Source organism: Streptomyces sp. JHA26 (assembly GCF_002005565.1).
GTDB lineage: Bacteria > Actinomycetota > Actinomycetes > Streptomycetales > Streptomycetaceae > Streptomyces.
In genome coordinates, this window is record NZ_BDJC01000016.1 from 72,947 (window position 1) to 96,912 (window position 23,966).

Sequence of the window (23,966 nt, forward strand, 5' to 3'; positions counted from 1 at the left end):
GGCGTCACCTGTCCACCAAGGAGATTTGACCCATGACGCACGGCAACGCGCCCGCCCCCACCCCACGGTCGACACTCGTCGTCACCGCGCACGCGGGGGACTTCGTGTGGCGGGCGGGCGGCGCCATCGCCCTGGCCGCCTCGCGCGGGGAGAAGGTCACCATCGCGTGCCTGACCTTCGGCGAGCGCGGCGAGTCCGCCAAGGCCTGGCGGGAGGGCAGGAAGCTGGAGGAGATCAAGGCGATCCGCCGGGAGGAGGCCGAGAAGGCCGCCGCCGTCCTCGGCGCCGAGGTCCGCTTCTTCGACGCCGGCGACTACCCGCTGCTCGTCACGCCCGAGCTGACCGACAAGCTGGTCGAGGTCTACCGCGCCACCCAGCCCGACGTCGTGCTCACCCACCCGGTCGAGGACCCCTACAACGGCGACCACCCGGCCGCCAACCGCATGGCCCTGGAGGCCCGCGTCCTCGCCCAGGCCATCGGCTACCCGGGCGAGGGGGAGATCATCGGCGCCCCGCCCGTCTTCTACTTCGAACCGCACCAGCCCGAGATGAGCGGCTTCCGTCCCGAGGTCCTGCTCGACATCACCGAGGTGTGGGAGACCAAGCGCAGGGCCATGGAGTGCCTCGCCGCCCAGCAGCACCTGTGGGACTACTACACCGACCTCGCCGTCCGCCGCGGCGTCCAGCTCAGGCGCAACGCCGGCCCCAACCTGGGCCTGGCGCACCGGACCATGGCCGAGGCGTACATGCGCCCGTACCCGCAGATCGCGCAGGAGCTGGCATGAGCGGCGTCGTCGTCACCAACCCGCCCAAGGCCGACGCCGAGGACGTCGCGGCGCTCGCCGGGTACGGCGTGGCCACCGTCAGCGAGGCGATGGGCCGCACCGGACTGCTCGGGCCGGACATCCGCCCGGTCCAGCAGGGCGTACGGATCGCCGGCACCGCGGTCACCGTCCTCAGCTGGCCCGGCGACAACCTGATGATCCACGCCGCCGTCGAGCAGTGCGGCGAGGGCGACGTCCTGGTCGTCACCACCACCTCCCCGTCCACCGACGGCATGTTCGGCGAGCTGTTCGCCACCGCGCTCCAGCGGCGCGGGGTCCGCGGGCTGGTCATCAACGCGGGCGTCCGCGACACCCAGGAGCTGCGGGAGATGGGCTTCGCCGCCTGGTCCCGAGCCGTCTCGGCGCAGGGCACGGTGAAGGCCACCGGCGGCTCGGTCAACGTGCCGGTCGCCGTGGACGGCCAGGTGATCCGCCCCGGTGACGTGATCGTCGCCGACGACGACGGCGTGGTGGTCGTCCCGCGCGAGCGCGCCCGGCGGGTCGCCGAGGCGTCCGAGGCCCGCGAGGAGAAGGAGGCCGCCTCCCGCGCCGCCTTCATCGAGGGCCAACTCGGCCTGGACCGCTACGGGCTGCGCGAAAAGCTGAGGCAACTGGGCGTCACCTACCAGTCGTACGACGCGTACGCGGCCGGGGAGCGGCCGTGACCGGATCCGACGGGGTGCGCTGCACGCTGATGCGCGGCGGCACCTCCAAGGGCGCCTACTTCCTGGCCGGGGACCTGCCCGCCGACCCCGGCGCCCGTGACGACCTGCTGCTGCGGATCATGGGCAGCCCCGACCCGCGCCAGGTCGACGGCCTGGGCGGCGGTCACCCGCTGACCAGCAAGGTCGCCGTGGTCTCCCGCTCGGACGACCCCGCGGCCGACGTCGACTACCTGTTCCTCCAGGTCGCCGTCGACCGGCCGGAGGTCACCGACCGGCAGAACTGCGGCAACATCCTCGCCGGGGTGGGCCCGTTCGCCGTCGAGCGAGGGCTCGTCCCGGCCGGTGACACCGAGACGTCCGTGCGCATCCGCATGCTCAACACCGGCGAACTCGCCGTCGCCACCTTCCCCACGCCGGGCGGCCGCGTCGACTGCACCGGGGACGCCGGGATATCGGGCGTGCCGGGCACCGCCGCCGCGGTCGTCATCGAGTTCCCGCAGGGCGACGGCCCGCTCCTGCCCACCGGCAACGTCCGGGACGTCGTCGCCGGCACCGAGGTGACCTGCGTCGACAACGGCATGCCGGTCGTCCTGATCCCGGCCGGCGCCCTGGGGGCCACCGGGTACGAGGAGCCCGGGGACCTGGAGGAGGACGTCACCCTCGCCGACCGGCTGAGGGAGATCCGGCTGGAGGCCGGCCGGGTGATGGGCCTCGGCGACGTCGAGGACGCCACCGTGCCGAAGATCAGCCTGCTGGCACCGCCCCGGGAGGGAGGCGCGGTCACCACGCGCACCTTCATCCCCGTCCGCTGTCACCCCTCCATCGGCGTCCTCGGCGCCGCGAGCGTGGCCGCGGGACTCCGTCTCCCCGGCGGCGTGGGGGAGGGCATCGCGGAGCTGCCCGGGACGGGCGACCGCGTCCGCGTCGAGCACCCCACCGGCTTCCTCGACGTCGAGACCGACGTCGATCCCGGAACCGGTGACACGCCCCCGGTGGTCCGCCGTACCGCCGTCGTGCGCACCGCACGGAAGATCTTCGACGGGGCCGTCTTCCCGCGGTCCGCCGAGACGGCACCGATACCCGCACAACCCTCTGGAGGCCACCATGACTCCGCCGCTCGGTGACATCGCCCATGTCGGTCACGCCCAGCTGTTCACGCCCGACCTGGACGCCAGCGTCGCCTTCTTCACCGACTACCTCGGTCTGGCGGTCAACGGGCAGGACGACGACACCGTCTACCTGCGCACCTTCGACGACTACGAGCACCACAGCCTGGTGCTCACCGCCCGTGAGACGCCCGGCCTCGGCCGGCTCGCCCTGCGCACCTCCAGCGAGGACGCCCTCCAGCGGCGCGTCAGGGCGCTGGAGGAGGCCGGCCGGGGCGGGAAGTGGGTCGAGGACGAGCCGGGCATCGGCAGGCTCTACCTCACCACCGACCCCGACGGGCACGAGCACGCCCTGTACTGGGAGAGCGAGCACCACCGGGCCCCCGACGAGCTGAAGCCCGCGCTGAAGAACCAGCCCCAGGCCAAGCCCAACCGGGGCGTGGGCGTGCGCCGCCTGGACCACGTCAACTTCCTCGCCGAGGACGTGCTCGCCAACGCCGAGTTCCAGGAACAGCTCCTCGGCGCCCGGCCCACCGAGCAGATCCGGCTCGACTCCGGGAAGATCGCCGCCCGTTGGCTGACCTTCACGAACAAGTCCTACGACGTCGTCTACACCGAGGACTGGACCGGCTCCAACGGCCGCCTCCACCACATCGCCTTCGCGGCCGACAGCCGCGAGGACATCCTGCGCGCCGCCGACCTCGCCATCGACACCGGCGTGTTCATCGAGACCGGCCCGCACAAGCACGCCATCCAGCAGACGTTCTTCCTGTACGTCTACGAGCCCGGCGGCAACCGCGTCGAGCTGTGCAATCCGCTCACCCGCCTGGTGCTGGCGCCCGACTGGCCGCTGATCACCTGGACCGAGGAGGAGCGGAAGAAGGGCCAGGCCTGGGGGCTGAAGACCATCGAGTCGTTCCACACCCACGGCACTCCGCCGATCGCCTGACCGAGGTCCGTACCACCGGGGGTGGGTCCGCGCACGCCTGTGCGCGGACCCACCCCCATATTGTTCCTGAGATTGTCAACAAAAGTGTTGACACCTGGTGGACGCGGTCCTTAGCGTCGCCCCATCACCCGTCCCCTCCAGGCACCGCCTCCTGGTCGAGAGGAAAACAACGATGTCCTCCTCCCCCGCGCTGTCCGCCCGCGGCAGCGGACCGGCCCTGCTGGTCATCGGCCTCTGCTGGCTGGCCGTGCTCTTCGACGGCCTGGACATGTTCATCTACGGCTCGGTGCTGCCCCACATGCTCCGGGAGAAGGCCCTCGGCATCACCTCGGGCCAGGCCGGCGACCTCGGCAGCTACGCCACCTTCGGGATGCTCGTCGGCGCGCTGGCCGCGGGGACGGTCGCGGACCGCATCGGCCGCAAGAAGCTGATGGTCTCCTGCGTCACGCTCTTCTCGCTGGCCTCCGGCATCTGCGCGCTCTCCGGCAGCGTCGCCGTCTTCGGCCTGGGCCGCACCCTGGCCGGCGTCGGCCTCGGCGGCCTGCTGCCGACCGCGATCAGCATGGTCTCCGACTACGCCCCGCGCGGCCGCGCCGCCCTCACCATCGGCCTGCTGATGACCGCCCACCACGCCGGCGGCATCCTCTCCGCCTACGCCGCCCTGTGGATCGTCGAGCCGCTCGGCTGGCGCGCCGCGTTCTGGGTCTGCGTGGTCCCGCTGCTCTTCGTCCCGGTCCTCGCCGGGTTCCTGCCCGAGTCGCTGAGCTTCCTGGTCGCCAAGGGCCGCACCGAGGAGGCCCGCGCCCTGGCCGGCCGCTACGACGTCGAACTCCCCACCGCCACCGGCAGGACCTCCGGCGCCGCCTGGGCCAACCTGGCCAACCTCTTCCGGGGCGGCGAGTGGATCCAGACCCTGCTGTACTGGCTGGCCTCCTTCGGCGGCCTGCTCCTCGTCTACGGCGTCGCCACCTGGCTGCCGACCCTGATGCGCGGCGAGGGCTACGAACTCGGCTCCGCGCTGACCTTCGTCGTGCTGTTCAACCTCGGCGGCATCGTCGGCATGCTGGTCGCCGGCCGCGCCTCGGACCGCTTCGGTGCCCCGCGCATCTCCGCCCTCTGGTTCGCGCTGACCGCCGGCGGCGTCTTCCTGCTCAGCGTCCACATGCCGCTGGCCCTGACCTTCGTGGTCGTCTTCCTCACCGGCGTCTTCCTCAACAGCGCCCAGACCATGATCTACGCGACCGTCTCCCTCGGCACCGCCCCGGCCGACCGCGCCACCGCGGTCGGCTGGACCTCCGGCATGGGCCGCTTCGGTGCCGTCTTCGGCCCGTGGCTCGGCGGTCAGCTGCTCGCCGCGGACCAGGGTGACTGGGGCTTCACCGCCTTCGCACTCGCCGGCGTCTCGTCCATGGTCTTCATCGGCGTCGCGGCCCTGCGCGCGCGATCCGCCGACGACGGGGCTGGACGGAAACTCGCCGCCGCCCACTGACCGCCCCCGGCGGCGCGGGTTCACCGTCGAGACCGAGGACGCCGCGGGCGTCTTCACGGTGCGCGGGCCGGTCCGGACCTGATCGGCGTCAGGTGCGCGCCGACCCGGGTGTGCCGGCCGGCCCGCGTCGGAGAATCCCGCCCGGCCGGCCGCGGGTCACCGCCCCCGGCGCGAGAGCCAGGCGGCGGTCAGGGAGCCGGAGACGTTGTGCCAGACGGAGAACACCGCCGCCGGCAGTGCCGCCAGGGGGCTGAAGTGGGCGGTGGCCAGCGAGGCCGCGAGGCCGGAGTTCTGCATGCCGACCTCGAAGGCCATGGCACGGCTGGCCGGTTCACCGAGTCGGCCGAGGCGCCCCGCGCCGTAGCCGAGCGCCAGCCCGAGGCCGTTGTGCAGCACGACGGCGAGGAACACCATGCCGGCCGCCGACCTGATGGCGTCGGCGCTGCCCGCGACGACCACGGCCACGATCACGGAGATCGTCAGCGCGGACAGCCACGGCAGCACGGGCAGCGCCCGCCGCACGTACCGCCCCGCCACGAGCCGTACGACGACGCCCGCGAGGATCGGCAGCAGCACCGTCTTGAGGATGTCCGTCACCATGGAACCGGCGTCGACCGGGAGGTACTCACCGGCCAGCAGCAGCGTCAGCGGCGGGGTGACCAGCGGGGCGACGAGCGTGGAGACGGTGGCGACGGAGACCGACAGGGCGACGTCGCCCCGGGCCAGGTAGGTCACCACGTTGGAGGCCGTGCCGCTGGGCGCGCAGCCGACCAGGATCACACCGGCGGCCAACTGCGGCGAGAGGTGGAGCAGGTGGGCGACGGCCCAGCCGAGCCCCGGCATGATGACGTAGTGCGCGACCAGCCCGAGGGCCACCGCCCAGGGGCGCGCGGCGACACCGCGGAAGTCCTCCGGGGTCATGGTGACGCCCATGCAGAACATCACCACCCCCAGCAGGTACGGCACCGCCTCGCCCCACCCGGTGAAACTCCCCGGGAACAGGAGGCCGAGGGCGCCGGCCGCGAGGACGAGGAGCGGGAAGACGGTGACGGCGCGGCGCGCGGAGCGGTCGCCGGTGACGTCGTCGCTGAGGTGTTCGGGTCGTTCGGTACGCACCGTGCGAGGTAACGCCCGGCGGCGGGCGTGACGCAACGCCGTCTCGCGATGTGATCATCGGGGCGGCTCGCACCGGCGGTCCGCCCCGTACGTCGCCGCCCGTTGCGAGGGGAGCGGCCGGTGATCGAACCCCGCCGTGCGGATGGGGTAGGGTTGACCTGCGCGATCACACGGAAACCGCTCGCACGCGGTCCGTGGGACACGCACCGGGACGTGGCGCAGCTTGGTAGCGCACTTGACTGGGGGTCAAGGGGTCGCAGGTTCAAATCCTGTCGTCCCGACGGTGCCGAAGGGTCTTCGCGAGCAGTGGCTCGCGGGGGCCCTTCGTCGTGTCGGCCGCGCACGCGGCGGACCGCGGCGTGGACGCCCCCTCGCCGCACCCGGGACACCGGGCGGCACCTCCCCGGTGATCCTGGTGAAGGTCCGACACTCACCGGCCGGCCCGTCGCCTCGCCCCTGACCATGGCCGGGCCCGCTACATCCCCCGAAGTAGCGGGCCCGGCGGACCGGGGACGTCACCTCGGACCGGTGTCCGAACGACACCGTCCCCCGAAGGCGAGGTCCCCGGCCGGCCCCCGGCGCCGGACTGCGGCCGGTCGTGGCCGGATGCGGTGGAGCCGTGCGGTCACCAGCACATGACCGCCGTCTCGCCCGCACCCCACGAGGAGTACAGGCGCACCCGGACGACATAACGGCGGCCCTTGACGAGACGGGCCCTGATGGTGGCGTTGCGGGGTGTCCCCCCGTCGTCGTGGCCGGCGAGGAAGCGGGGCTCCCCGCCGCGCTCCTCGAAGACCACGACGACGGCGTCGCTGTCGCCGAACGTGCCGACGGTGTACTCGCGGGTCTCCGGCGGGTCGAGGCGGAAGTCGGCCTGCTCACCCGGTCCGAGGCCGAGCGGCACCGAACGGAACGGCACCAGCGGCCCCGGCCGGCCGACGGCCGGGTACCAGCGCAGGGCGAACTCCTTGTCGGCGGCGGAGAGGGTGCCGGGCGGGTACAGGCCCGCGCGGTAGTGCTCCGGCTCCAGTATCAGCCCCGGCGGGAAGGGGTACTCCATGATCGACTGTGGGTCCCAGACCGGGCCGTTGACCTCATCCGAGTCCAGCTTGCGCAGGATGTTGTGGAACGTCCGCTCCCGGCTCCAGTGGTTCGGCGGCCCCGCCAGCTCGGCGTAGACGGCCTCGTCGTCCCAGAGGATGCCCGCGTACGGGCTCTGGTGCTCGTGCAGCATGCCGAGCGCGTGTCCGATCTGGTGCAGGGCCGTCGCACGTCCCCCGGGCGCGGTCAGGTCCCAGCCGAAGTTCATGGTGCGGTCGTTCAGGCCGGTCCGCAGCGCGTCGCGGCCCACCGCGGACCAGGAGCCGTCGCCGGGCCGGAAACCGATGCGCAGTTCGGCCTCCGAGCGGTCACCGACCTCGGTGAGGACCAGCCCGATCCCGAGGTCCCGCCACTCCTGGAAGCAGTCGCGCACCACGGCCCGCTGCTCCTCCGTACCGGCCCACGCCCCCCGCCGCGGCCGGCCCGTGCCCCGCAGGGGGACGACCGAGGTGTCGGTGTCACCGCCGAGGAAGCAGTAGTGCAGCACCGTGCCGTTGACCCACATCCGCTGCCCGCCGACGAGCGCGGCGTGCCGCTCGGCGGCCAGCCCCGGCGGATACGCGGGGGCGGACTGCCGCGCGAGCGAGCAGTAGCGAGCGGTCATGGCCCCCAGCCTGCCGTCCGGCCCGCCCGGACACCTGAGTCGAGGGCTGCTCAAGTCGCCCTGTATCAGGAATGAGTAGGCGGACTCCTGTTGCCGTGACGACTGTGACGACGCCCGCGCGGGACGCGAGGACGCTTCAAATGCCCTGGCCGTTCACCGGCCGCGCCGACGAACGGGAACTGGTGCGCCGCTCCCTGGCCGCCGGGCGGGGCGGCATCGTGGTGACGGGACCGGCGGGCTGCGGGAAGACCCGGCTCGTGACGGAGGCCGTCCGCGGCGCGGACTGCGCCCGCGCGGCCGGAACGCCCGGGACCCGCGGCATCCCCTTCGCCGCCTTCGCCCACCTGCTGCCCGAGACCGTCACCCTGCACCGCGCCGTGCACCTCCTGTCCGGGGCACGCCTGCTGGTGGTCGACGACGCGCACCTGCTCGACGACGCCTCCGCCGCCCTCGTGCACCAGCTCGCCGTGCAGGGCCGCACCCGGCTCCTGGTCGTCGCCACCGAGGGCGCCCCGGTGCCGGGCGCGGTGTCCCGGCTGTGGACCGGCGAGCTGCTGCCCCGGCTCACCCTGGAACCGCTGTCCCGCGAGGAGACCGCGGACCTGCTCACGGCGGGCGCGGGCACCGCCCTGGAACCGCTCACCGTGGACCGGCTGCACCGCCTGTGCCGGGGAGACCTGCGGCTGCTGCGCGACCTGCTCACCGCGGTGCGGGAGGACGGGCTGCTCACCCCGGTCCCGGGCACGGACGAGCAGGCGTGGCGGGGCCCGGTGCCCCTCACCCCGGCCGTGCGCGAACGCGCCGCCCACCTCCTCGGCCGCGCCCGCCCCGAGGAACGCGAGACGCTCGACCGCCTCGCCTTCGCCGAACCCCTGCCCCTCGACCCGGACACCCTCGACCTGCGGACCCTGGAGTGCCTGGAGGCCGAGGGCCTGGTCCGCGTCGACGACGACGGCTCCGCCCGCCTCGCCCACCCCCTGCACGGACCCGTGCTGCGCGCCGCGGCCGGCCGGCTGCGGGCCCGGCGGCTGTCGCGCACCCCGGACCGGTGCGGCCCCGCCCTGGCGGCGGAGACGGACGCGCTGAACCGGCGGATCGCACAGGCCGACGTACGGGCCCTTCCGGCACCCGTGGGGGAGTGGCTGGTGGCGGAGGGGGCGCCGGTGCCGGCCGACGACGCGGCCGTCCGCGCCCGGTTCGCCCGGCTGCGCGGCCGGCTGCGGGAGGCGGCGGCGTGGGCCCGCGAAGGCCTGCGGGAGGACACCGGCGACCCGGGATGCCTGACCGAGCTCGCCCTGGCGACGGCCCAGTCGGGGAACGTGCCCCCGGCGGGCGGGCCACCGGCGGGCGGGACACCGGCCGTGCGCAGGGGCGGGGACGGCGGTGCGGCCGCGTGGACGGCCGCCGCGCGCGGCGACCTCGACGGGGCGGTCCGGGCGGCCACGGACGGCGATCCCTACGACGCCGTCCGGCTCGGCGCCCCCGAGCACGCCGCCGGCCGGCTGACCGGCGTCTTCGCCGCCCACGCCGACGCCCTCGCCCGCGGTGACGGACCGCGACTGGACCGGGTGGCCGGGGAACTGGAGCGGCGCGGTTTCCTGCTCTTCGCGGCCGAGGCGCACGCCCAGGCGGTACGAATCCACCGCGATCCGCGGGCCGCCCGCACCGCCCGCACCCGCGCCGTCGCCCTCGCCCGGCGGTGCGAGGGCGCCCGCACCCCGGCCCTGTCGGGGTTGGTGCTCGGCGAACTCACCGCCCGCCAACGGCAGATCGTCACGCTCGCCGCCGCGGGGCTGAGCAACCGGCAGATCGCCGAGAGACTCACCCTCTCCGTCCGCACCGTCGGCAATCACCTCTACGGCGCCTACACCCGCCTCGGCGCCGGCGACCGCGACGCCCTGCCCTGGCTGGTGGACCTGCCCGCGGTCCAGCCCGCCTGACCCCTCGTGTCAGGCGGCCCCGAACGCCGAGAACGCCCACCCCGTGGCCTGGTGCACCGCGTCGCCCGGCAGCGCGGCCCGTGCGTCGCGCAGCGACTCCGCCAGGGACAGCCCGGCGTCCAGGCCCTTGTGCAGCGCGAGCATCAGCGGCACCACCGCGGCGTCGTTGACCGGCGCGCTGCACGCCACCACCCCGGCCGTGCCCAGCGGCAGCAGCGCGGTGACCAGCCCGAGCAGCTCGTCCGCGCCGACGGACGCGAACCGGGCGGTGTCGCAGCAGGACAGGATGATCCGGTACGGGCTGCGGTCCAGCCGCTCCAGGTCGTGCACGATGAGCGGACCGTCGGCCATCCGCAGCGACGAGAACAGCGGGCTGTCCGCGCGGAACGTGCCGTGCGCGGCGATGTGCGCCAGCGCGGCCCCGTCCAGCTCCCGCAGCACCCGCGGCACCCGCGCCCCGTCCCCCTCCAGCACGACCGGGGCCCCGTACCGGTCCTCGGCCGGCTCCCCGCGCCCGCCGCCCGGCCCGGTGACCGGCGACCGCGCTCCCTGGTCCGCCCTCTCACCCGCCGCCGCGACCGTCGGCCCGCCGTGGACGCCCCGCGCCCCCGGCCCCCCGCCGTCCCCGGGGGCACCCGGCCCCTCGTACCGGCCGCCGGGTGCCGGACCGGCGGACCGGCCGGCGAGTTCCGTCACCTCGGCCCCGCCGGTCGCCAGCCCCGGGCCGCGGACCAGCACCCGCCGGCCGCCGGGCGGGGGCGTCGTCTCACGGGCGCGCAGCCAGCTGCTCGCCGACGGCGACACGCTCAGCACCCGCTCCCGCAGCGCGGGCAGCAGCGCCCACGGCACCCGGTGCAGCCGCCCCGGCGGGACGATCACGACCGGGCCGGTGCCCAGGTGCGCCGCCGCCGGACCGAGCAGCAGCTCCTGCAGCCGTGCCCCCGCGGCCTCCACCACCGGCAGCCGCGCCTCCGCGCCCGGATGGGCCAGCCGCCGCAGCCCCGCCTGGACGTGCTCGGCCTCCCGCTCCGCCGCGGCCAGCAGCCCCGCCTCGAACCGCCGTACCCGTCCCCGCCCGCACAGCAGCACGTGCACCCGCCCGTCGAGCACCGCCAGTTCCACCAGCCGTACCTCGTCACCGAGCCGCCGCAGCAGCCGGTCCACGTCGAACCGGTCGCCGTCCCCGGACGCCTCGCCCCGCATGTGCAGGGTGCGGGAGCGGATCTCCCGTTCCAGACGCCGCTGTTCGCGCTCCAGCGCGGGGACGGGCCGGCCGCCGTCCAGCCGGGCCTCCTCCGCGCGGGCGGCGATCTCCCGGAACGCCGTCATGCCGCTCAGCAGCGCCGGGTCGGCCGGCGGCCGGGCGGGCGGCGCCGACAGCACGGTCGCCCGCCACCGCTCGCTCCACACCAGCAGCCGCCGCGGCCCGCCCGAGACCAGGCTCGCCCGCTGCGCCGTCGCCGCCAGCTCCGCGCCCTGCGCGGTGGCCCGGGCGCGCAGCTCCGAGGCGCCCAGCGTCATCCGGTGGTCGTCCAGGACGTCCAGTCCCCGCCGGCACGCCTCGAGCACGCCCCGCGTCGACCCCGCCGCCCGGGCCCGCAGCGCCTGCGCCGCCCAGCCCGTCATCCGCGCCAGCGGCGGCCCGCCGCGGCGACTGCGCGCGGCGACGGCCAGATGCCGTTCCGCGTCGGCCGTCCAGCCCAGCTCCAGTGCGATCCGGCCCGCCAGCAGCGACGCCTCCGGCGCGGCCGGCGCCCCGAACGCGGCCAGCCGCTCCGCCACCGCCGCCGCGTCCGCGACCAGCCGGCCCGAGGCGCGCCCCGTCGCGACCCGCGCCTCGATCAGCACCAGCCGGGCGTGCGTCTCGTACCAGGTGCGCCGCTGCGCGGCGAACAGCCGCACCGCGACGGCCGCGCGCGCGATCGCGGTCTGCGCGTCGTCGGCCAGCCGGGCCGCCCGCGCGGCCACCAGCAACAGCTCCGCCTTGCGCGTGGACTGCCCGCCGATGCCGTCCAGCGCGGTGATCGCCGCGTCCGCCTCCGCCAGCGCCTCCGGCGCGAGCCCCGCCGCCAGCAGCACCTCGCAGCGCCGGATGGTCAGCATGAACGTCGGCGTGCCCAGCTTCGCGTAGCGCTCCTCCGCCTCGTCCAGCAGCCGCAGCGCCGCCGGCACGTCACCGGACCGGAACGCCGCGAGCCCCCGGCTCTCCACCGCGTCGGCCTTGTCGTGCTCCTGGCCGGTGGTGTCCCACAGCGCCTCCGCCGCCGCGAAGTCCGCCTCCGCCCGCTCCACCGCGCCCAGCGCCAGGTGCACGGTCGCCCGCAGCGTCAGCGCCCGCGCCGTCCAGATCACGTCGTCCGCCTGTCGCAGCACCGGGACCGCCCGGCGCACGTCCTCCAGCGCCTCGCCGTGCCGGCCCAGCACCCACCACACGTACGCCCGCCGGTACAGCACCCGTGCCCTGGTGTGCCCGGTGCCGCGGGCCACGCCCCGCTCGAACGCCGCCAGACCGTCCCGCGTGCGTCCGGCGTGCACGAGGGCGACCCCGAGCGTGGCCAGCACGTCCGCCTCCCGCTCGGCCGAGTCCGCCCGGGCCGCGAGGTCGCGGGCGCGCCGCAGGTGGGCCAGCGCCCGCCGCATGTCGCCGAAGTCCCGCTGCCAGATGCCGATCACCTGGTGGGCGACGGAGGCGTGCAGCGGCGACGGACCGGCGCCGAGCACCTCTCCCGCCCGCTCCAGGGCCTCGTTGGGAGCGGCGAACACCATCGGCAGCAGTCCGAGAACCGAGTCGTCTCCCGCTGTCACCCCACGGATGGTAGTGGTCCGCAACCACGTCCCACAGGTTCGAGTCTGTATCAATCGACCGTCCGCCGACTCTGGTTGACGACCGCGCACGACCGCGCACGACCGCCGGCGGCCGTCGCCACGGCAGCCGCCTCAGTGGAGGACCCGCATGGCACCACAGCGATTCCGCGAGCAGTTCGACCAGATCCAGCGCTCGATGCCCGACGTCCCGCTGGCGATGGGCCCGGACGACTCCGCCGAGTTCTTCTACGAGAAGGGCGTCGTCCTCGCCCGCGACGGCGAGGAGGCCCGCCTGGTCGAGGACACCGTGCGCGAGCACTTCACCGCGTTCGCCGGCCTGACCCCGGACCACGTCCGCCGGTCGGGCCCCGAGACCAACCGCACCGGCATCACCCGCATCCGGGTCGGCGACCCCGGCGAGGGCGCCCGCGACGGCGACCCGGCCGTCGCGCACGCCCTGCGCTCCCTGCGGACGGCGGAGGGCCGCGCGGGCCGCCGCCTGGTCAGCCGCAACCACGTCGTGTCCATCGCGGTCAACGCCTGCCCCGGCGACGAACCCGTGCCCGTCCCGGTCGGCGAGCCGCCGAACCCGGCGCCGGCCGCCACCGAGTACGACGCGGGCACCGCCGTCGGCGTCCTCGTCGTCGACACCGGCCTCATGCACGACTACCGCTCCTACCCGCCGCTGGTCCACACCGACGGCGACGCCCAGACGAGGGAGTGCGACGACGACGGCGTCCTCCAGCAGTACGTCGGCCACGGCACCTTCATCGCCGGCCTCCTCGCCGCCGTCGCCCCCAACACCGACGTGACCGTGCGCGGCACCCTCAACGACGCCGGAGCGATCCTGGAGTCCGAGTTCGGCGAGAAGCTCTTCGAGGCCGTCGACCGGGACGGCTGGCCCGACATCCTCAGCCTCTCCGCCGGCACCTCCAACGGCCGCACCGACGGCCTGCTCGGCCTCCACGCCTTCATGGAGGAACTGCGCGAACAGCGCACCCTGCTGGTCGCCGCCGCCGGCAACAACGCCAGCGCCACCCCCTTCTGGCCCGCCGCCTACGCCGACCTGCCCGGCTGGGAGCACGCCGTCCTGTCGGTCGGCGCGCTGCGCGCCGACGGCGAGTTCGGCGCCTGCTTCAGCAACCACGGCGGCTGGGTCAAGGCCTATGCCCCCGGCGAGCGCCTCACCAGCGCCCTCACCGGCTTCGGCACGCCCGTGCCGTACGTCTACCAGCACTCCACCTACGACGCCTGCCGGTTCGGCTTCGGCTACGCCTGCACCTGCCGGTACCCCCGGCACAACGGGGTGCTCAGCGAGCCCGGCGAGGCGCCCGCCAAGCCGGACCAGGTGATGTTCGAAGGGCACGCGCAGTGGAGCGGCACCTCCTTCGCGACCCCCGTGGCCGCGGGGCTGATCGCCTCCCACATGACGGAGCGCAAGGAGACCGACCCCCGCGCGGCCCGCAGACAACTGCTCGCCACCGTCACCGAGTTCGCCGAGGTGCGCGGAGCGCACGTACCGGCGCTGCTGCCGCCCACCTGGCGTCCGGTCCCCGTCGGACCGCCGGCCGCGGGGACGTGAGCGGCGCCGTGCCGGGCATGGGCGCCCCCTGCGCGGCGTACGATGACGTGTCGTACACGAGGGGTGAGGCCGTGGACCGTGCAGATGTCGGGGCGCTCGTCAGGTCGGCCGCCGACGGGGACGCGGCCGCCTGGAAGTCACTGGTGGACGGACTGGGACCGCTGGTGTGGTCGGTCGTACGGGCGCACGGCCTGTCCGACGCCGACGCGCACGAGGTGTACCAGACCGCCTGGTTCAGGTTCGCCCAGCACCTGGGGCGGATCCGGGAGCCGGAGAAGACCGGCTCGTGGCTGGCGAGCACGGCGCGCCACGAGTGCCTGAAGCTGCTGAAGGCGTCGAAGCGCTGGACGCCGACCGACGATCCGCAGCTGCTCGACCGGCCGAGCGAGGACCGTACGCCCGAGGAGTCGGTGCTCGACTCCGAGGAGGCCGCCGCACAGACCGAACGCGTGCGGCGGCTGTGGCAGGAGTTCGAGGAACTGGGCGAACGCTGCCGCCAGTTGCTGAGGGTGCTGATCTCCTCGCCACCGCCCAGTTATCAGGAGGTGTCCGCCGCGCTGGGAATCGCGGTGGGCAGCATCGGGCCGACGCGCCAGCGCTGTCTGCGCCGGCTGCGGGCCCGGCTCGAGGCACGGGGGACGACGACATGAGCGACGTGCACGGCGGTTACGACGACGCCGGGGACGGACCGGCCGACGCGGCGTTCGCCGACGGGGAGCGGGACACCGGGCCGCTGGAGGAGGAACTGCGCCAGGCCGCCGCGATCCTGGACCCGGTGCCGGCCGGGCTGCGGCGGATCGCCGTCGACGCCTACGCGCTGCACGACCTGGAGGCGCGCGTCGCCGAGCTGACCTTCGACTCGCTGACCGACGCCATCCCGGTGCGGGGGGAACCGGACCCGCCGCGGATGCTGACCTTCCGCGCGGACGACGTGATCGTCGACGTGGAGGTGACCTCCGGCGGACTGTTCGGGCAGGTGCTCCCGCCGGGTCCGGCCCGGATCGAGGTGCTCACCGGCCCGCTGGCCCACGCGCGGCTGACGGCCGACGACATGGGCCGCTTCACCGGCGACGCCCCGCCCGCCGGCCCGTTCGCCCTGCGGCTGCGGACCGGCGGCGCGGTGGTCGTCACGGAGTGGCTGCGCGCCTGACCGCAGGCGGCCGGCCGGTCAGCCCGACACGGCGTCGACGAGCGCCGCCAGCGACGCCGCGAGGCGGGACAGGCCGGGCCCGGCCGGACCGCCCGGCTCGCTCATGTAGGTGTCCCGGCGGATCTCCACCATCAGCGCGCCGACCTCACCCCGCTTCTCGTAGAACTCCAGCGGCACGTACGTCCCGCTGAACGGGCTGTCCAGCCCGGTCTCCCCGCACGGCGCGAAGGCCTCGCGGGCGGCGGCGAGCAGCCCGGGCGGCGTGTGGAAGCCGTCGGTGCCCAGGCAGACCGGCGGGCGCGGGCCCTCGCCGTGCAGCTCGTAGGGCAGCGGCTCGGTGGGGTAGGAGTGCACGTCGACGATCACGGCTCTCCCCGTGGCGGCGAGCCGGTCGGCGACCGCCTCGGACATCGCCCGCGCGTACGGCCGGAAGTACCGTTCGAGCAGCGGCTCCGGGTCGGTGCCGTCGGCCCGCAGCACCTCGCGGTGCGTGGTCCGCGTGTACACGGCGCCCATCCCGACGGCCGTCATCTCCTCGCGGTCGTCCGGGAACCGCTCCGGGTCGACCACCAGCCGCGACGCCCGGTTCACGAACCGCCAGGGCGTGACGCCGGCCAGTCCGGCCGCGGCCTCGGCGATCTCGGCCGTGTGCGAGTCGGTGATGTGGTCGAGCTCCCGCTCCAGTGCCGCGTCGTCGAGGACGATGCCGGGGCGGACGTCGGCCGGTATCTCCCGCGAGGAGTGCGGCACGTGCAGGATCACGGGGGAGTGCGGGGCGCCGGGCAGCAGCTCGAAGGTCTGCGGGGCGTCGGTCATGGGGCTGCTCCAGAAGGGTGAATCGGGGGCGCCGCAGGCGGCGGCGAAGAGACGGGCACCCCGCCTCCGACGGACGGAGACGGGGTGCCCGGGAGCCCTGTGGGGCCGGCGAGGATCAGGCGAGGGACGCCAGCGCCTCGTTCCAGGTCGCCGACGGGCGCATGACCGCGGCGGCCTTGGCCGGGTCGGGCTGGTAGTAGCCGCCGATGTCGGCCGGCTTGCCCTGGACGGAGTTCAGCTCGTCCACGATCTTCTGCTCGTTGGCGGCGAGCGTCTCGGCGAGCGGGGCGAAGGCCTTGGCCAGGTCCGCGTCGTCGGTCTGCTTGGCCAGCTCCTGCGCCCAGTACAGGGACAGGTAGAAGTGGCTGCCGCGGTTGTCGATGCCGCCGACGCGACGGGTCGGGGACTTGTCCTCGTCGAGGAAGGTCGCCGTGGCGCGGTCGAGGGTGTCGGCGAGGACCTTGGCGGCGCCGTTGCCGGTGGCGGCCGCGTACTGCTCGAGGGACGGCACCAGGGCGAAGAACTCGCCCAGGGAGTCCCAGCGCAGGTAGTTCTCCTTGACCAGCTGCTGGACGTGCTTCGGCGCGGAGCCGCCGGCGCCCGTCTCGAACAGGCCGCCGCCCGCCATCAGCGGGACGACCGACAGCATCTTGGCGCTGGTGCCCAGCTCCAGGATCGGGAACAGGTCGGTCAGGTAGTCGCGCAGCACGTTGCCGGTGACGGAGATGGTGTTCTCACCGCGGCGGATGCGCTCCACCGACAGCTTGGTCGCCTCCACGGGGGACAGGATCTTGATGTCCAGGCCCTCGGTGTCGTGCTCCGGCAGGTACTGCTTGACCTTGGCGATCAGGTTGGCGTCGTGGGCGCGGCCCTCGTCCAGCCAGAAGACGGCCGGGTCGCCGGTGGCGCGGGCGCGGGTGACGGCCAGCTTGACCCAGTCGCGGATCGGGGCGTCCTTGGTCTGGCAGGCGCGGAAGATGTCGCCGGCGGAGACCGTCTGCTCCAGGACGGTGTCGCCGTTCTGGTCGACCAGGCGGACCGTGCCCGTGGTGGGGATCTCGAAGGTCTTGTCGTGGCTGCCGTACTCCTCGGCCTTCTGCGCCATGAGGCCGACGTTCGGGACGGAGCCCATCGTCGACGGGTCGTAGGCGCCGTTGGCGCGGCAGTCCTCGATGACGGCCTGGTACACGCCGGCGTAGGAGGAGTCCGGGATGACGGCGAGCGTGTCGTGCTCCTGGCCGTCCGCGCCCCACATGTGGCCGGAGGTGCGGATCATGGCCGGCATGGAGGCGTCGACGATGACGTCGGAGGGCACGTGCAGGTTGGTGATGCCCTTGTCGGAGTCGACCATCGCCAGCTCCGGGCCCTCGGCGAGCTCGGCGTCGAAGGAGGCCTTGATCTCGGCGCCCTCGGGCAGGGACTCCAGGCCCTTGTAGATGCCGCCCAGACCGTCGTTCGGGGTGAGACCGGCCTTGGCGAGCGTCTCGCCGTACTGCGCGAACGTCTTCGGGAAGAAGGCGCGGACCACGTGACCGAAGATGATCGGGTCGGAGACCTTCATCATCGTGGCCTTCAGGTGCACCGAGTACAGGACGCCCTCGGACTTGGCGCGGGCGACCTGCGCGGTCAGGAACTCGCGCAGCGCGGCGACGCGCATCACCGAGGCGTCGACGACCTCGTCCTTCTTCACCGGCACCGACTCGCGCAGCACCGTGGTGGTGCCGTCGTCGCCGACCAGCTCGATCCGCAGCGCGCCGTCCTCGGCGATCACCACGGACTTCTCGGTGGAGCGGAAGTCGTTCTCGCCCATGGTCGCGACGTTCGTCTTCGACTCGGGGGTCCAGGTGCCCATGCGGTGCGGGTGGGTCTTGGCGTAGTTCTTCACCGAGGCCGGGGCACGGCGGTCGGAGTTGCCCTCGCGCAGGACCGGGTTGACCGCGGAGCCCTTGACCTTGTCGTAGCGGGCGCGGACGTCGCGCTCCTCGTCGGTCTTCGGGTCGTCCGGGTAGTCCGGCAGCGCGTAGCCCTGGCCCTGCAGCTCGGCGATCGCGGCCTTGAGCTGGGGGATGGACGCCGAGATGTTCGGCAGCTTGATGATGTTGGCGGCGGGCGTCTTGGCCAGCTCGCCCAGCTCGGCGAGGGCGTCCGGGATGCGCTGGTCCTCGGTGAGGTACTCCGGGAACAGCGCGATGATCCGGCCGGCCAGCGAGATGTCCCGGGTCTCCACGGAGACACCCGCCTGCGAGGCGTACGACCGGATCACCGGCAGGAACGAGTAGGTCGCCAGGGCCGGGGCCTCGTCAGTGTGTGTGTAGATGATGGTCGAGTCAGTCACCGGGTGCTCCGCTCCACGTCTGCAACATTGCTCGACATCAAGATATCTCGTGATCGACCCCGGCTCGACAGGGGTCGCGCGGAGATTCCGGCCGTCCGGCCGCGCGACCCCTGCCGAGCGGGTGACCGGTCAGGCGGACGGCACGGTGTCCTCGCCCGCCCGCTGCTGCGGGATCACCACGCTCCCCTGCTGGAGCGCCACCGTCCGGGCGGGCGCCGGGATGCGGATGCCCTCCTCGCGGTAGCGCCTGTGCAGGCGCTTGATGAACTCGTGCTTGATCCGGTACTGGTCGCTGAACTCGCCGACGCCGAGGATCACGGTGAAGCCGATCCGCGAGTCGCCGAAGGTGTGGAAGCGCACCGCCGGCTCGTGCTCCGGCACCGCCCCGGTGATCTCCGTCATCACCTCGGCGACCACCTCGATCGTGACCCGTTCCACGTGCTCCAGATCACTGTCGTAGGCGACGCCCGCCTGCACCAGGATGGTCAGCTTCTGCTCGGGACGCATGAAGTTGGTCATGTTCGTCTTCGCGAGCTGCCCGTTGGGGATCACCACCAGGTTGTTGGAGAGCGCGCGGACGGTGGTCTGCCGCCAGTTGATGTCCTCGACGTAGCCCTCCTCGCCGCTGCTGAGCCGGATGTAGTCGCCCGGCTGCACGGTCTTCGAGGCGAGGATGTGGATGCCCGCGAAGAGGTTGGCGAGCGTGTCCTGCAACGCCAGGGCGACCGCCAGACCGCCCACGCCCAGGGCGGTGAGCATCGGCGCGATGGAGATGCCGAGGGTCTGCAGCACCACCAGGAAACCGATCGCCAGCACCAGCACCCGGGTGATGTTGACGAAGATCGTCGCCGACCCGGCCACCCCGGAACGGGACGTCGTCACCGTCCGGACCAGTCCGGCGATCACACGGGCCGCCGACACCGTCACCACGAAGATCAGCAGGACGGTCAGCACCTGGTTGACGTTGTGCTGCACCGTCCGGGTCAGCGGCAGCGCCGCCGCCGCACCGGCCGCGCCGCCCGTGACCGCCGCCCACGGCACCACCGTGCGCAGCGCGTCCACGATCACGTCGTCGCCGCTCCAGCGGGTGCGCTCCGCGTGCCGTCCCAGCCAGCGCAGCAGCATGCGCAGCAGGAACGCCCCCAGCAGCCCGGCGGCCAGCGCGATGCCGGCGGGCACCAGGTGGTCCACGGTGAGGTCCTCGGTCATCGGTCACCTCCGAGGGGAACGGCTGCGGCGAAGCCGCTCGCCGACGGGCGGATGTGCTTACTCGTCACCTGTCACCTGCTCGATTCCGTGATGTCGCGATCGCACCGGTCCGCAAGGCCTGCAGGGTCCGCAGGGTCCGCAAGGGAGTCCGACCGGCGCGGGGGCTCATCCTGCCGTATCCGGCACGGCAGTTCGTACCGGCGGGGGGCGTTCGGCCACCGCCCCGGCCGGCCGGGGCGCGGTCCTTGACCTCAAGGAAGCTTGAGGTCGTACCGTCCCCCTCATGAGCATGGAGACCACCGCCTGGACCCAGCTGCACAGCGTGATGAACGCCGAGCAGGAACGCCGCCCCTTCGCCCGCGCCACCCTGCGCCGCATCGGCGCCTTCGCCCGCCCGCACCGCCGCCGCATCACCTGGTTCGTGCTGCTCGGGGTGGCGACCGCCCTCCTCGCCGTCGCCACCCCCGTGCTGGCCGGCCGGGTCGTGAACGCCATCGTGACCGGCGGCGACGAGGGCACGGTCGTCCGCCTGGCCCTGCTGATCGCGCTGATCGCCGTCGCGGAGGCGGCGCTCGGCATCCTCTCCCGCAGGCTGTCGGCGACGCTCGGCGAGGGACTCATCCTCGACCTGCGCACGGCTGTGTTCGACCACGTGCAGCGCATGCCGGTCGCGTTCTTCACCCGGACGCGCACGGGAGCGCTGGTCTCCCGTCTCAACAACGACGTCATCGGCGCCCAGCGCGCCTTCAGCAACACCCTGTCCGGGGTGGTCAGCAACCTCGTCACCCTCCTGCTGACCCTCGCCGTCATGCTCACCCTGTCCTGGCAGATCACCCTGATCGCGCTGGTGCTGCTGCCGGTGTTCGTGGTCCCCGCCCGGCGCATGGGCCGCCGCATGGCCCGCATGCAGCGCGAGGCGGCCACCCTGAACGCCGCCATGGGCACCCGGATGACCGAACGCTTCTCGGCGCCCGGCGCCACGCTCGTCAAGCTGTTCGGCCGCCCGGAGGAGGAGTCGGCGGAGTTCGCCGCCCGCGCCCGCCGCGTCGCGGACATCGGCGTGCGCACCGCCACCGCCCAGGCCGCCTTCATCACCGCGCTCACCCTGGTCTCCGCCCTCGCGCTGGCCGTCGTCTACGGCCTCGGCGGCTTCTTCGCCCTGCGCGGCACCCTGGACCCGGGCGCCGTCGTCGCCCTCGCGCTCCTGCTGACCCGCCTGTACGCGCCGCTCACCGCGCTCGCCGGGGCCCGCGTCGAGGTGATGAGCGCCCTCGTCAGCTTCGAACGGGTCTTCGAGGTGCTGGACCTGACCCCGCTCATCGCGGAGAAGCCCGACGCCCGCCCCGTCCCCGACGGCCCCGTCTCCGTCGAGTTCGACGACGTCCGCTTCGGCTACCCCTCCGCCGACAAGGTCTCCCTCGCCTCCCTCGAAGAAGTCGCCTCCCTGGACACCCGCGGCGGCGACGAGGTCCTGCACGGACTGTCCTTCCGCGCCGAACCGGGCCGGACGATCGCGCTCGTCGGCTCCTCCGGCGCCGGCAAGTCGACCATCGCCCAGCTGCTGCCGCGCCTGTACGACGTCGACGCCGGCGCCGTGCGGATCGGCGGCGTCGACGTCCGCGACCTCACCGCCCGGTCCCTGCGCGACACCCTCGGCATGGTCACCCAGGACGGCCACCTCTTCCACGACACCGTCCGCGCCAACCTGCTGCTGGCCCGCCCGGACGCCGACGACGCCGACCTGTGGGACGCGCTGCGCCGCGCCCGCCTCGACGACCTCGTGCGGTCCCTGCCCGACGGCCTCGACACCGTGGTCGGCGAGCGCGGCTACCGCCTCTCCGGCGGCGAACGCCAGCGCATGACCATCGCCCGGCTGCTGCTGGCCCGCCAGCGCGTCGTCATCCTCGACGAGGCCACCGCGCACCTCGACAACACCTCCGAGGCGGCCGTCCAGGAAGCACTCGGCGAGGCCCTGGAGGGCAGGACGGCCATCGTCATCGCCCACCGGCTGTCCACGGTCCGGGCGGCCGACCAGATCCTGGTCGTCGAGGCGGGCCGCATCGTGGAACGCGGCACCCACGACGAACTCCTCGCCGCGGGCGGGCGGTACGCGGAGCTGCACCGCACCCAGTTCGCCCGGCCCGCGGCCGAGAGGGCGGCGTGACGCGGGGCGCCGGGGCTACGCCGGCCCGGGCGCCCCGGCCCGCGCCGGCAGGTCCTGCTCGGCCCAGACGACCTTCCCGTCGGCGGTGCGGCACGAACCCCAGCGCCGGCACAGCATGTTGATCAGCTGAAGCCCGCGCCCGCTCTCGTCGCTCACGTCGGCGTGCTGGATCTGCGGCAGGTCGGGCCCGGAGTCGGACACCTCCACCGACAGCCGCTCGTGCCGCAGCAGCCGCAGCTCACCGGGGGCGTTCCCGTAGCGCAGGGCGTTGCCGACCAGCTCGCTGACCACCAGCTCCGTCGTGTCGACCAGGTCCTCAAGACCCCACTTCTCCAATTGCTCGCGCACCGCGGTACGGGCCTGCCCCGCGGCCGTGCCGTCCGGCTCCAGCGCGCACGCGTATGCGTCGCCCCCGGGACCGAGCGGCCGGACGGCGGCCACGAGCACGATCGCGTCGTCGGTCCGGTCCCCGCCGACGCGGCCGGTGACCGCCCGGCACACGTCGCCGTCCCCGGGCACGGTGGCGCCGACCGCCCGGCGCAGCCGCTCCAGCTGCGCGTCCAGACCGGCGGTGCGCGACCTGATCAGCCCGTCCGTGTACAGCGTCAGCCGCCCCCGCCCGGGCACGACGGGGCAGTCGACCGGGTCGTACGGGATCACCCCGGTCCCCAGCGGCGCCCCGACGGGCACGTCCAGGAACGACGTCGTGCCGTCCGGCCCGGTCAGCAGGGGCGGCGGGTGACCGGCGCTGGCGATGCGGAAGGCGCCGGCGCACGGGTCGTAGACCGCGCACAGGCAGGTGGCGACCTGGTCCTCCTCCAGGTCGCGGGAGGCCAGGTCCAGCCGGGCCAGCAGCCGCTCGGGCGCGATGTCCAGCGCCATCAGGGTGCGGGCCACCGTACGCAGCCGGCCCATGGTGGCCGCGGCGGCCAGCCCGCGCCCCATCACGTCGCCGACCATCAGCGCGGTACGGCCGCTGGGCAGCGCCACGACGTCGAACCAGTCGCCGCCCACGCCGGCCGGATCACCGGCCGGCGTGTAGCACGAGGACACGTCCAGTCCGGGGGTGGCCGGGCTGGACCTGGGCAGCAGAGCCCGTTGCAGCGTGACCACGTGCCCGCGCTCGCGCCCGTAGAGCCGGGCGTTGTCGATGCACACGGCGGCCTTGGACGCCAGCTCCATGGCGAGCGCCGCGTCGGCGCGCGTGAACGGGGCCCGGCTGCCCGCCCGGACGAAGTCGGCGAGTCCCAGCAGCACCCCGCGGGCGATCAGCGGCACCGCCAGATAGGAGTGCACGCCCGCGCGGCGCATGAGGTCGGCGGCGTGCGCAGTGGGCGCGACGGCGGCGAAGTCGGACTGTTCCAGCCGGGTGACCAGAACCGGTTTCCTGGTGTCCAGGCACGTCCGCACCAGCCGGTGGGCGGTGTACAGGGAGACCTCGCCGACCGGGTCCGGGGCGAGGTCCAGCCCGGGGACCTCGGAGACCGCCACGGCCCTCAGCCGGGGAGCCTCCGGTCCCCCCGTCCGGTCGCCCTCCTCGAACCGCAGCACCGAGTCCAGCAGGTCCACCGCACAGCCGTCCGCCAGCTCGGGCACGGTGAAGCCGGAGAACTCCTCCGCCGTGCGCTGCAGGTCGAGCGTGGTCCCGATGCGCATCCCGGCCTCGTTCAGCCAGGCCAGCCGACGGCGCGCGCCCAGCACCTCGGTGACCGGCCGCAGCGCGGCCCGCAGCGCGCGGTGCCCGTGGGCGAGGGGGCTCGGAGGCCGTCGCGCTCCACGCGGCCACTGTCCTTCCCGCACGCGTCGCCTCCTCCCACGGCCTCCTGCAACCGATTCTGCCCCTCCTGCCGCCCACCGCGCCTGTCCGGGCGGGAAAACCCCGTCGTCCGCCGGAGGGCCGGCCCGGGGCCGCGCGGGGCTCGCCCCGGCCGACGGCGGGCGGACTCGCCCCCTCCGTCGTCGACGGCACCGACGGACCCCGGACCGGCCACCCGGCCCCCCGGCCTCGTCGTCCCGGACCGGCCCCCCGGCCCCGTCGTCCCGGACGGCTTCGGCGGCCCGCCCCGCCGCCGTGCCGGACACTCCGCGCGCCCCGGTCCGCCCGGCCCGGG

At 74.3% G+C, this 23,966-nt stretch carries 17 protein-coding genes and 1 tRNA gene; 11 read left to right on the plus strand and 7 right to left on the minus strand.

Going from position 1 to position 23,966, the window contains the following annotated elements; translation table 11 throughout:
• The first annotated feature begins 32 nt into the window (after nt 1-32).
• From JHAT_RS12985 to JHAT_RS13005, 5 genes are all read left to right on the plus strand, one after another.
• Nucleotides 33-785: a PIG-L deacetylase family protein gene (locus JHAT_RS12985; protein ID WP_077798278.1), complete on the plus strand. Its 753-nt coding sequence runs from the start codon at nt 33-35 to the stop codon at nt 783-785.
• Complete coding sequence (locus tag JHAT_RS12990; RefSeq protein ID WP_077798279.1) at nt 782-1,489, plus strand: 4-carboxy-4-hydroxy-2-oxoadipate aldolase/oxaloacetate decarboxylase; 708 nt, start codon at nt 782-784, stop codon at nt 1,487-1,489. Before JHAT_RS12985 ends, JHAT_RS12990 begins: the two co-directional genes overlap by 4 nt.
• On the plus strand, nt 1,486-2,613 hold the full coding sequence (locus JHAT_RS12995; RefSeq protein ID WP_253195480.1) for a 4-oxalomesaconate tautomerase: 1,128 nt from the start codon (nt 1,486-1,488) through the stop codon (nt 2,611-2,613). Before JHAT_RS12990 ends, JHAT_RS12995 begins: the two co-directional genes overlap by 4 nt.
• Nucleotides 2,594-3,544, plus strand: coding sequence for a catechol 2,3-dioxygenase (locus tag JHAT_RS13000; RefSeq protein WP_077798280.1), 951 nt, complete (start codon nt 2,594-2,596; stop codon nt 3,542-3,544). The genes JHAT_RS12995 and JHAT_RS13000 overlap by 20 nt, the downstream gene beginning before the upstream one ends.
• A gap of 172 nt (nt 3,545-3,716) precedes the next feature.
• A complete protein-coding gene (locus JHAT_RS13005; RefSeq protein ID WP_077798281.1) occupies nt 3,717-5,033 on the plus strand; it encodes an aromatic acid/H+ symport family MFS transporter in 1,317 nt (438 codons plus the stop codon).
• 156 nt (nt 5,034-5,189) lie between these two features.
• On the opposite strand, the gene JHAT_RS13010 is transcribed toward JHAT_RS13005, so the two are convergent.
• Entirely contained in the window at nt 5,190-6,149 is a 960-nt protein-coding gene (locus JHAT_RS13010; RefSeq protein ID WP_077798282.1) for a bile acid:sodium symporter family protein, read from the minus strand.
• Nucleotides 6,150-6,356: 207 nt separating this feature from the next.
• Here JHAT_RS13010 and JHAT_RS13015 point away from each other — a divergent pair.
• A tRNA-Pro gene (locus JHAT_RS13015) sits at nt 6,357-6,430 on the plus strand.
• Between the two features lie 344 nt (nt 6,431-6,774).
• On the opposite strand, the gene JHAT_RS13020 is transcribed toward JHAT_RS13015, so the two are convergent.
• Nucleotides 6,775-7,854 (minus strand): hypothetical protein, encoded by a 1,080-nt coding sequence (locus JHAT_RS13020; protein ID WP_077798283.1) that lies wholly within the window; start codon nt 7,852-7,854, stop codon nt 6,775-6,777.
• Nucleotides 7,855-7,925: 71 nt separating this feature from the next.
• Here JHAT_RS13020 and JHAT_RS13025 point away from each other — a divergent pair, with 71 nt between their 5' ends.
• The gene (locus JHAT_RS13025) at nt 7,926-9,794 is read left to right on the plus strand and encodes a LuxR C-terminal-related transcriptional regulator (protein WP_077798284.1); all 1,869 of its coding nucleotides are present in this window, start codon (nt 7,926-7,928) and stop codon (nt 9,792-9,794) included.
• Between the two features lie 9 nt (nt 9,795-9,803).
• Here JHAT_RS13025 and JHAT_RS13030 read toward each other — a convergent pair whose 3' ends face one another.
• The gene (locus tag JHAT_RS13030) at nt 9,804-12,560 is read right to left on the minus strand and encodes a CHAT domain-containing tetratricopeptide repeat protein (RefSeq protein ID WP_253195482.1); all 2,757 of its coding nucleotides are present in this window, start codon (nt 12,558-12,560) and stop codon (nt 9,804-9,806) included.
• Nucleotides 12,561-12,747: 187 nt separating this feature from the next.
• On the opposite strand from JHAT_RS13030, the gene JHAT_RS13035 reads away from it, so the two are divergent.
• From JHAT_RS13035 to JHAT_RS13045, 3 genes are read left to right on the plus strand one after another with little or no spacing between them, the layout of a single operon-like run.
• Nucleotides 12,748-14,181 carry a S8/S53 family peptidase gene (locus tag JHAT_RS13035; protein WP_077798285.1) on the plus strand — a complete coding sequence of 478 codons (1,434 nt, stop codon included), beginning with the start codon at nt 12,748-12,750 and terminating at the stop codon, nt 14,179-14,181.
• Between the two features lie 17 nt (nt 14,182-14,198).
• The gene (locus JHAT_RS13040; RefSeq protein ID WP_171990878.1) at nt 14,199-14,831 is read left to right on the plus strand and encodes an RNA polymerase sigma factor; all 633 of its coding nucleotides are present in this window, start codon (nt 14,199-14,201) and stop codon (nt 14,829-14,831) included.
• The gene (locus JHAT_RS13045; protein ID WP_077798286.1) at nt 14,828-15,331 is read left to right on the plus strand and encodes a hypothetical protein; all 504 of its coding nucleotides are present in this window, start codon (nt 14,828-14,830) and stop codon (nt 15,329-15,331) included. The genes JHAT_RS13040 and JHAT_RS13045 overlap by 4 nt, the downstream gene beginning before the upstream one ends.
• A gap of 18 nt (nt 15,332-15,349) precedes the next feature.
• Here the strand turns inward: JHAT_RS13045 and JHAT_RS13050 are convergent, their stop codons facing one another.
• From JHAT_RS13050 to JHAT_RS13060, 3 genes are all read right to left on the minus strand, one after another.
• Nucleotides 15,350-16,147, minus strand: a complete 798-nt coding sequence (locus JHAT_RS13050; RefSeq protein WP_077798287.1) for an N-formylglutamate amidohydrolase — start codon at nt 16,145-16,147, stop codon at nt 15,350-15,352.
• Between the two features lie 115 nt (nt 16,148-16,262).
• Nucleotides 16,263-18,482 (minus strand): NADP-dependent isocitrate dehydrogenase, encoded by a 2,220-nt coding sequence (locus tag JHAT_RS13055; protein WP_077798288.1) that lies wholly within the window; start codon nt 18,480-18,482, stop codon nt 16,263-16,265.
• Between the two features lie 129 nt (nt 18,483-18,611).
• Nucleotides 18,612-19,691, minus strand: coding sequence for a mechanosensitive ion channel family protein (locus JHAT_RS13060; RefSeq protein ID WP_171990873.1), 1,080 nt, complete (start codon nt 19,689-19,691; stop codon nt 18,612-18,614).
• Nucleotides 19,692-19,980: 289 nt separating this feature from the next.
• Here JHAT_RS13060 and JHAT_RS13065 point away from each other — a divergent pair, with 289 nt between their 5' ends.
• On the plus strand, nt 19,981-21,855 hold the full coding sequence (locus JHAT_RS13065) for an ABC transporter ATP-binding protein (RefSeq protein ID WP_077798318.1): 1,875 nt from the start codon (nt 19,981-19,983) through the stop codon (nt 21,853-21,855).
• Nucleotides 21,856-21,870: 15 nt separating this feature from the next.
• Here the strand turns inward: JHAT_RS13065 and JHAT_RS13070 are convergent, their stop codons facing one another.
• Nucleotides 21,871-23,655, minus strand: a complete 1,785-nt coding sequence (locus JHAT_RS13070; protein ID WP_077798289.1) for a SpoIIE family protein phosphatase — start codon at nt 23,653-23,655, stop codon at nt 21,871-21,873.
• Nucleotides 23,656-23,966 lie beyond the last annotated feature (311 nt).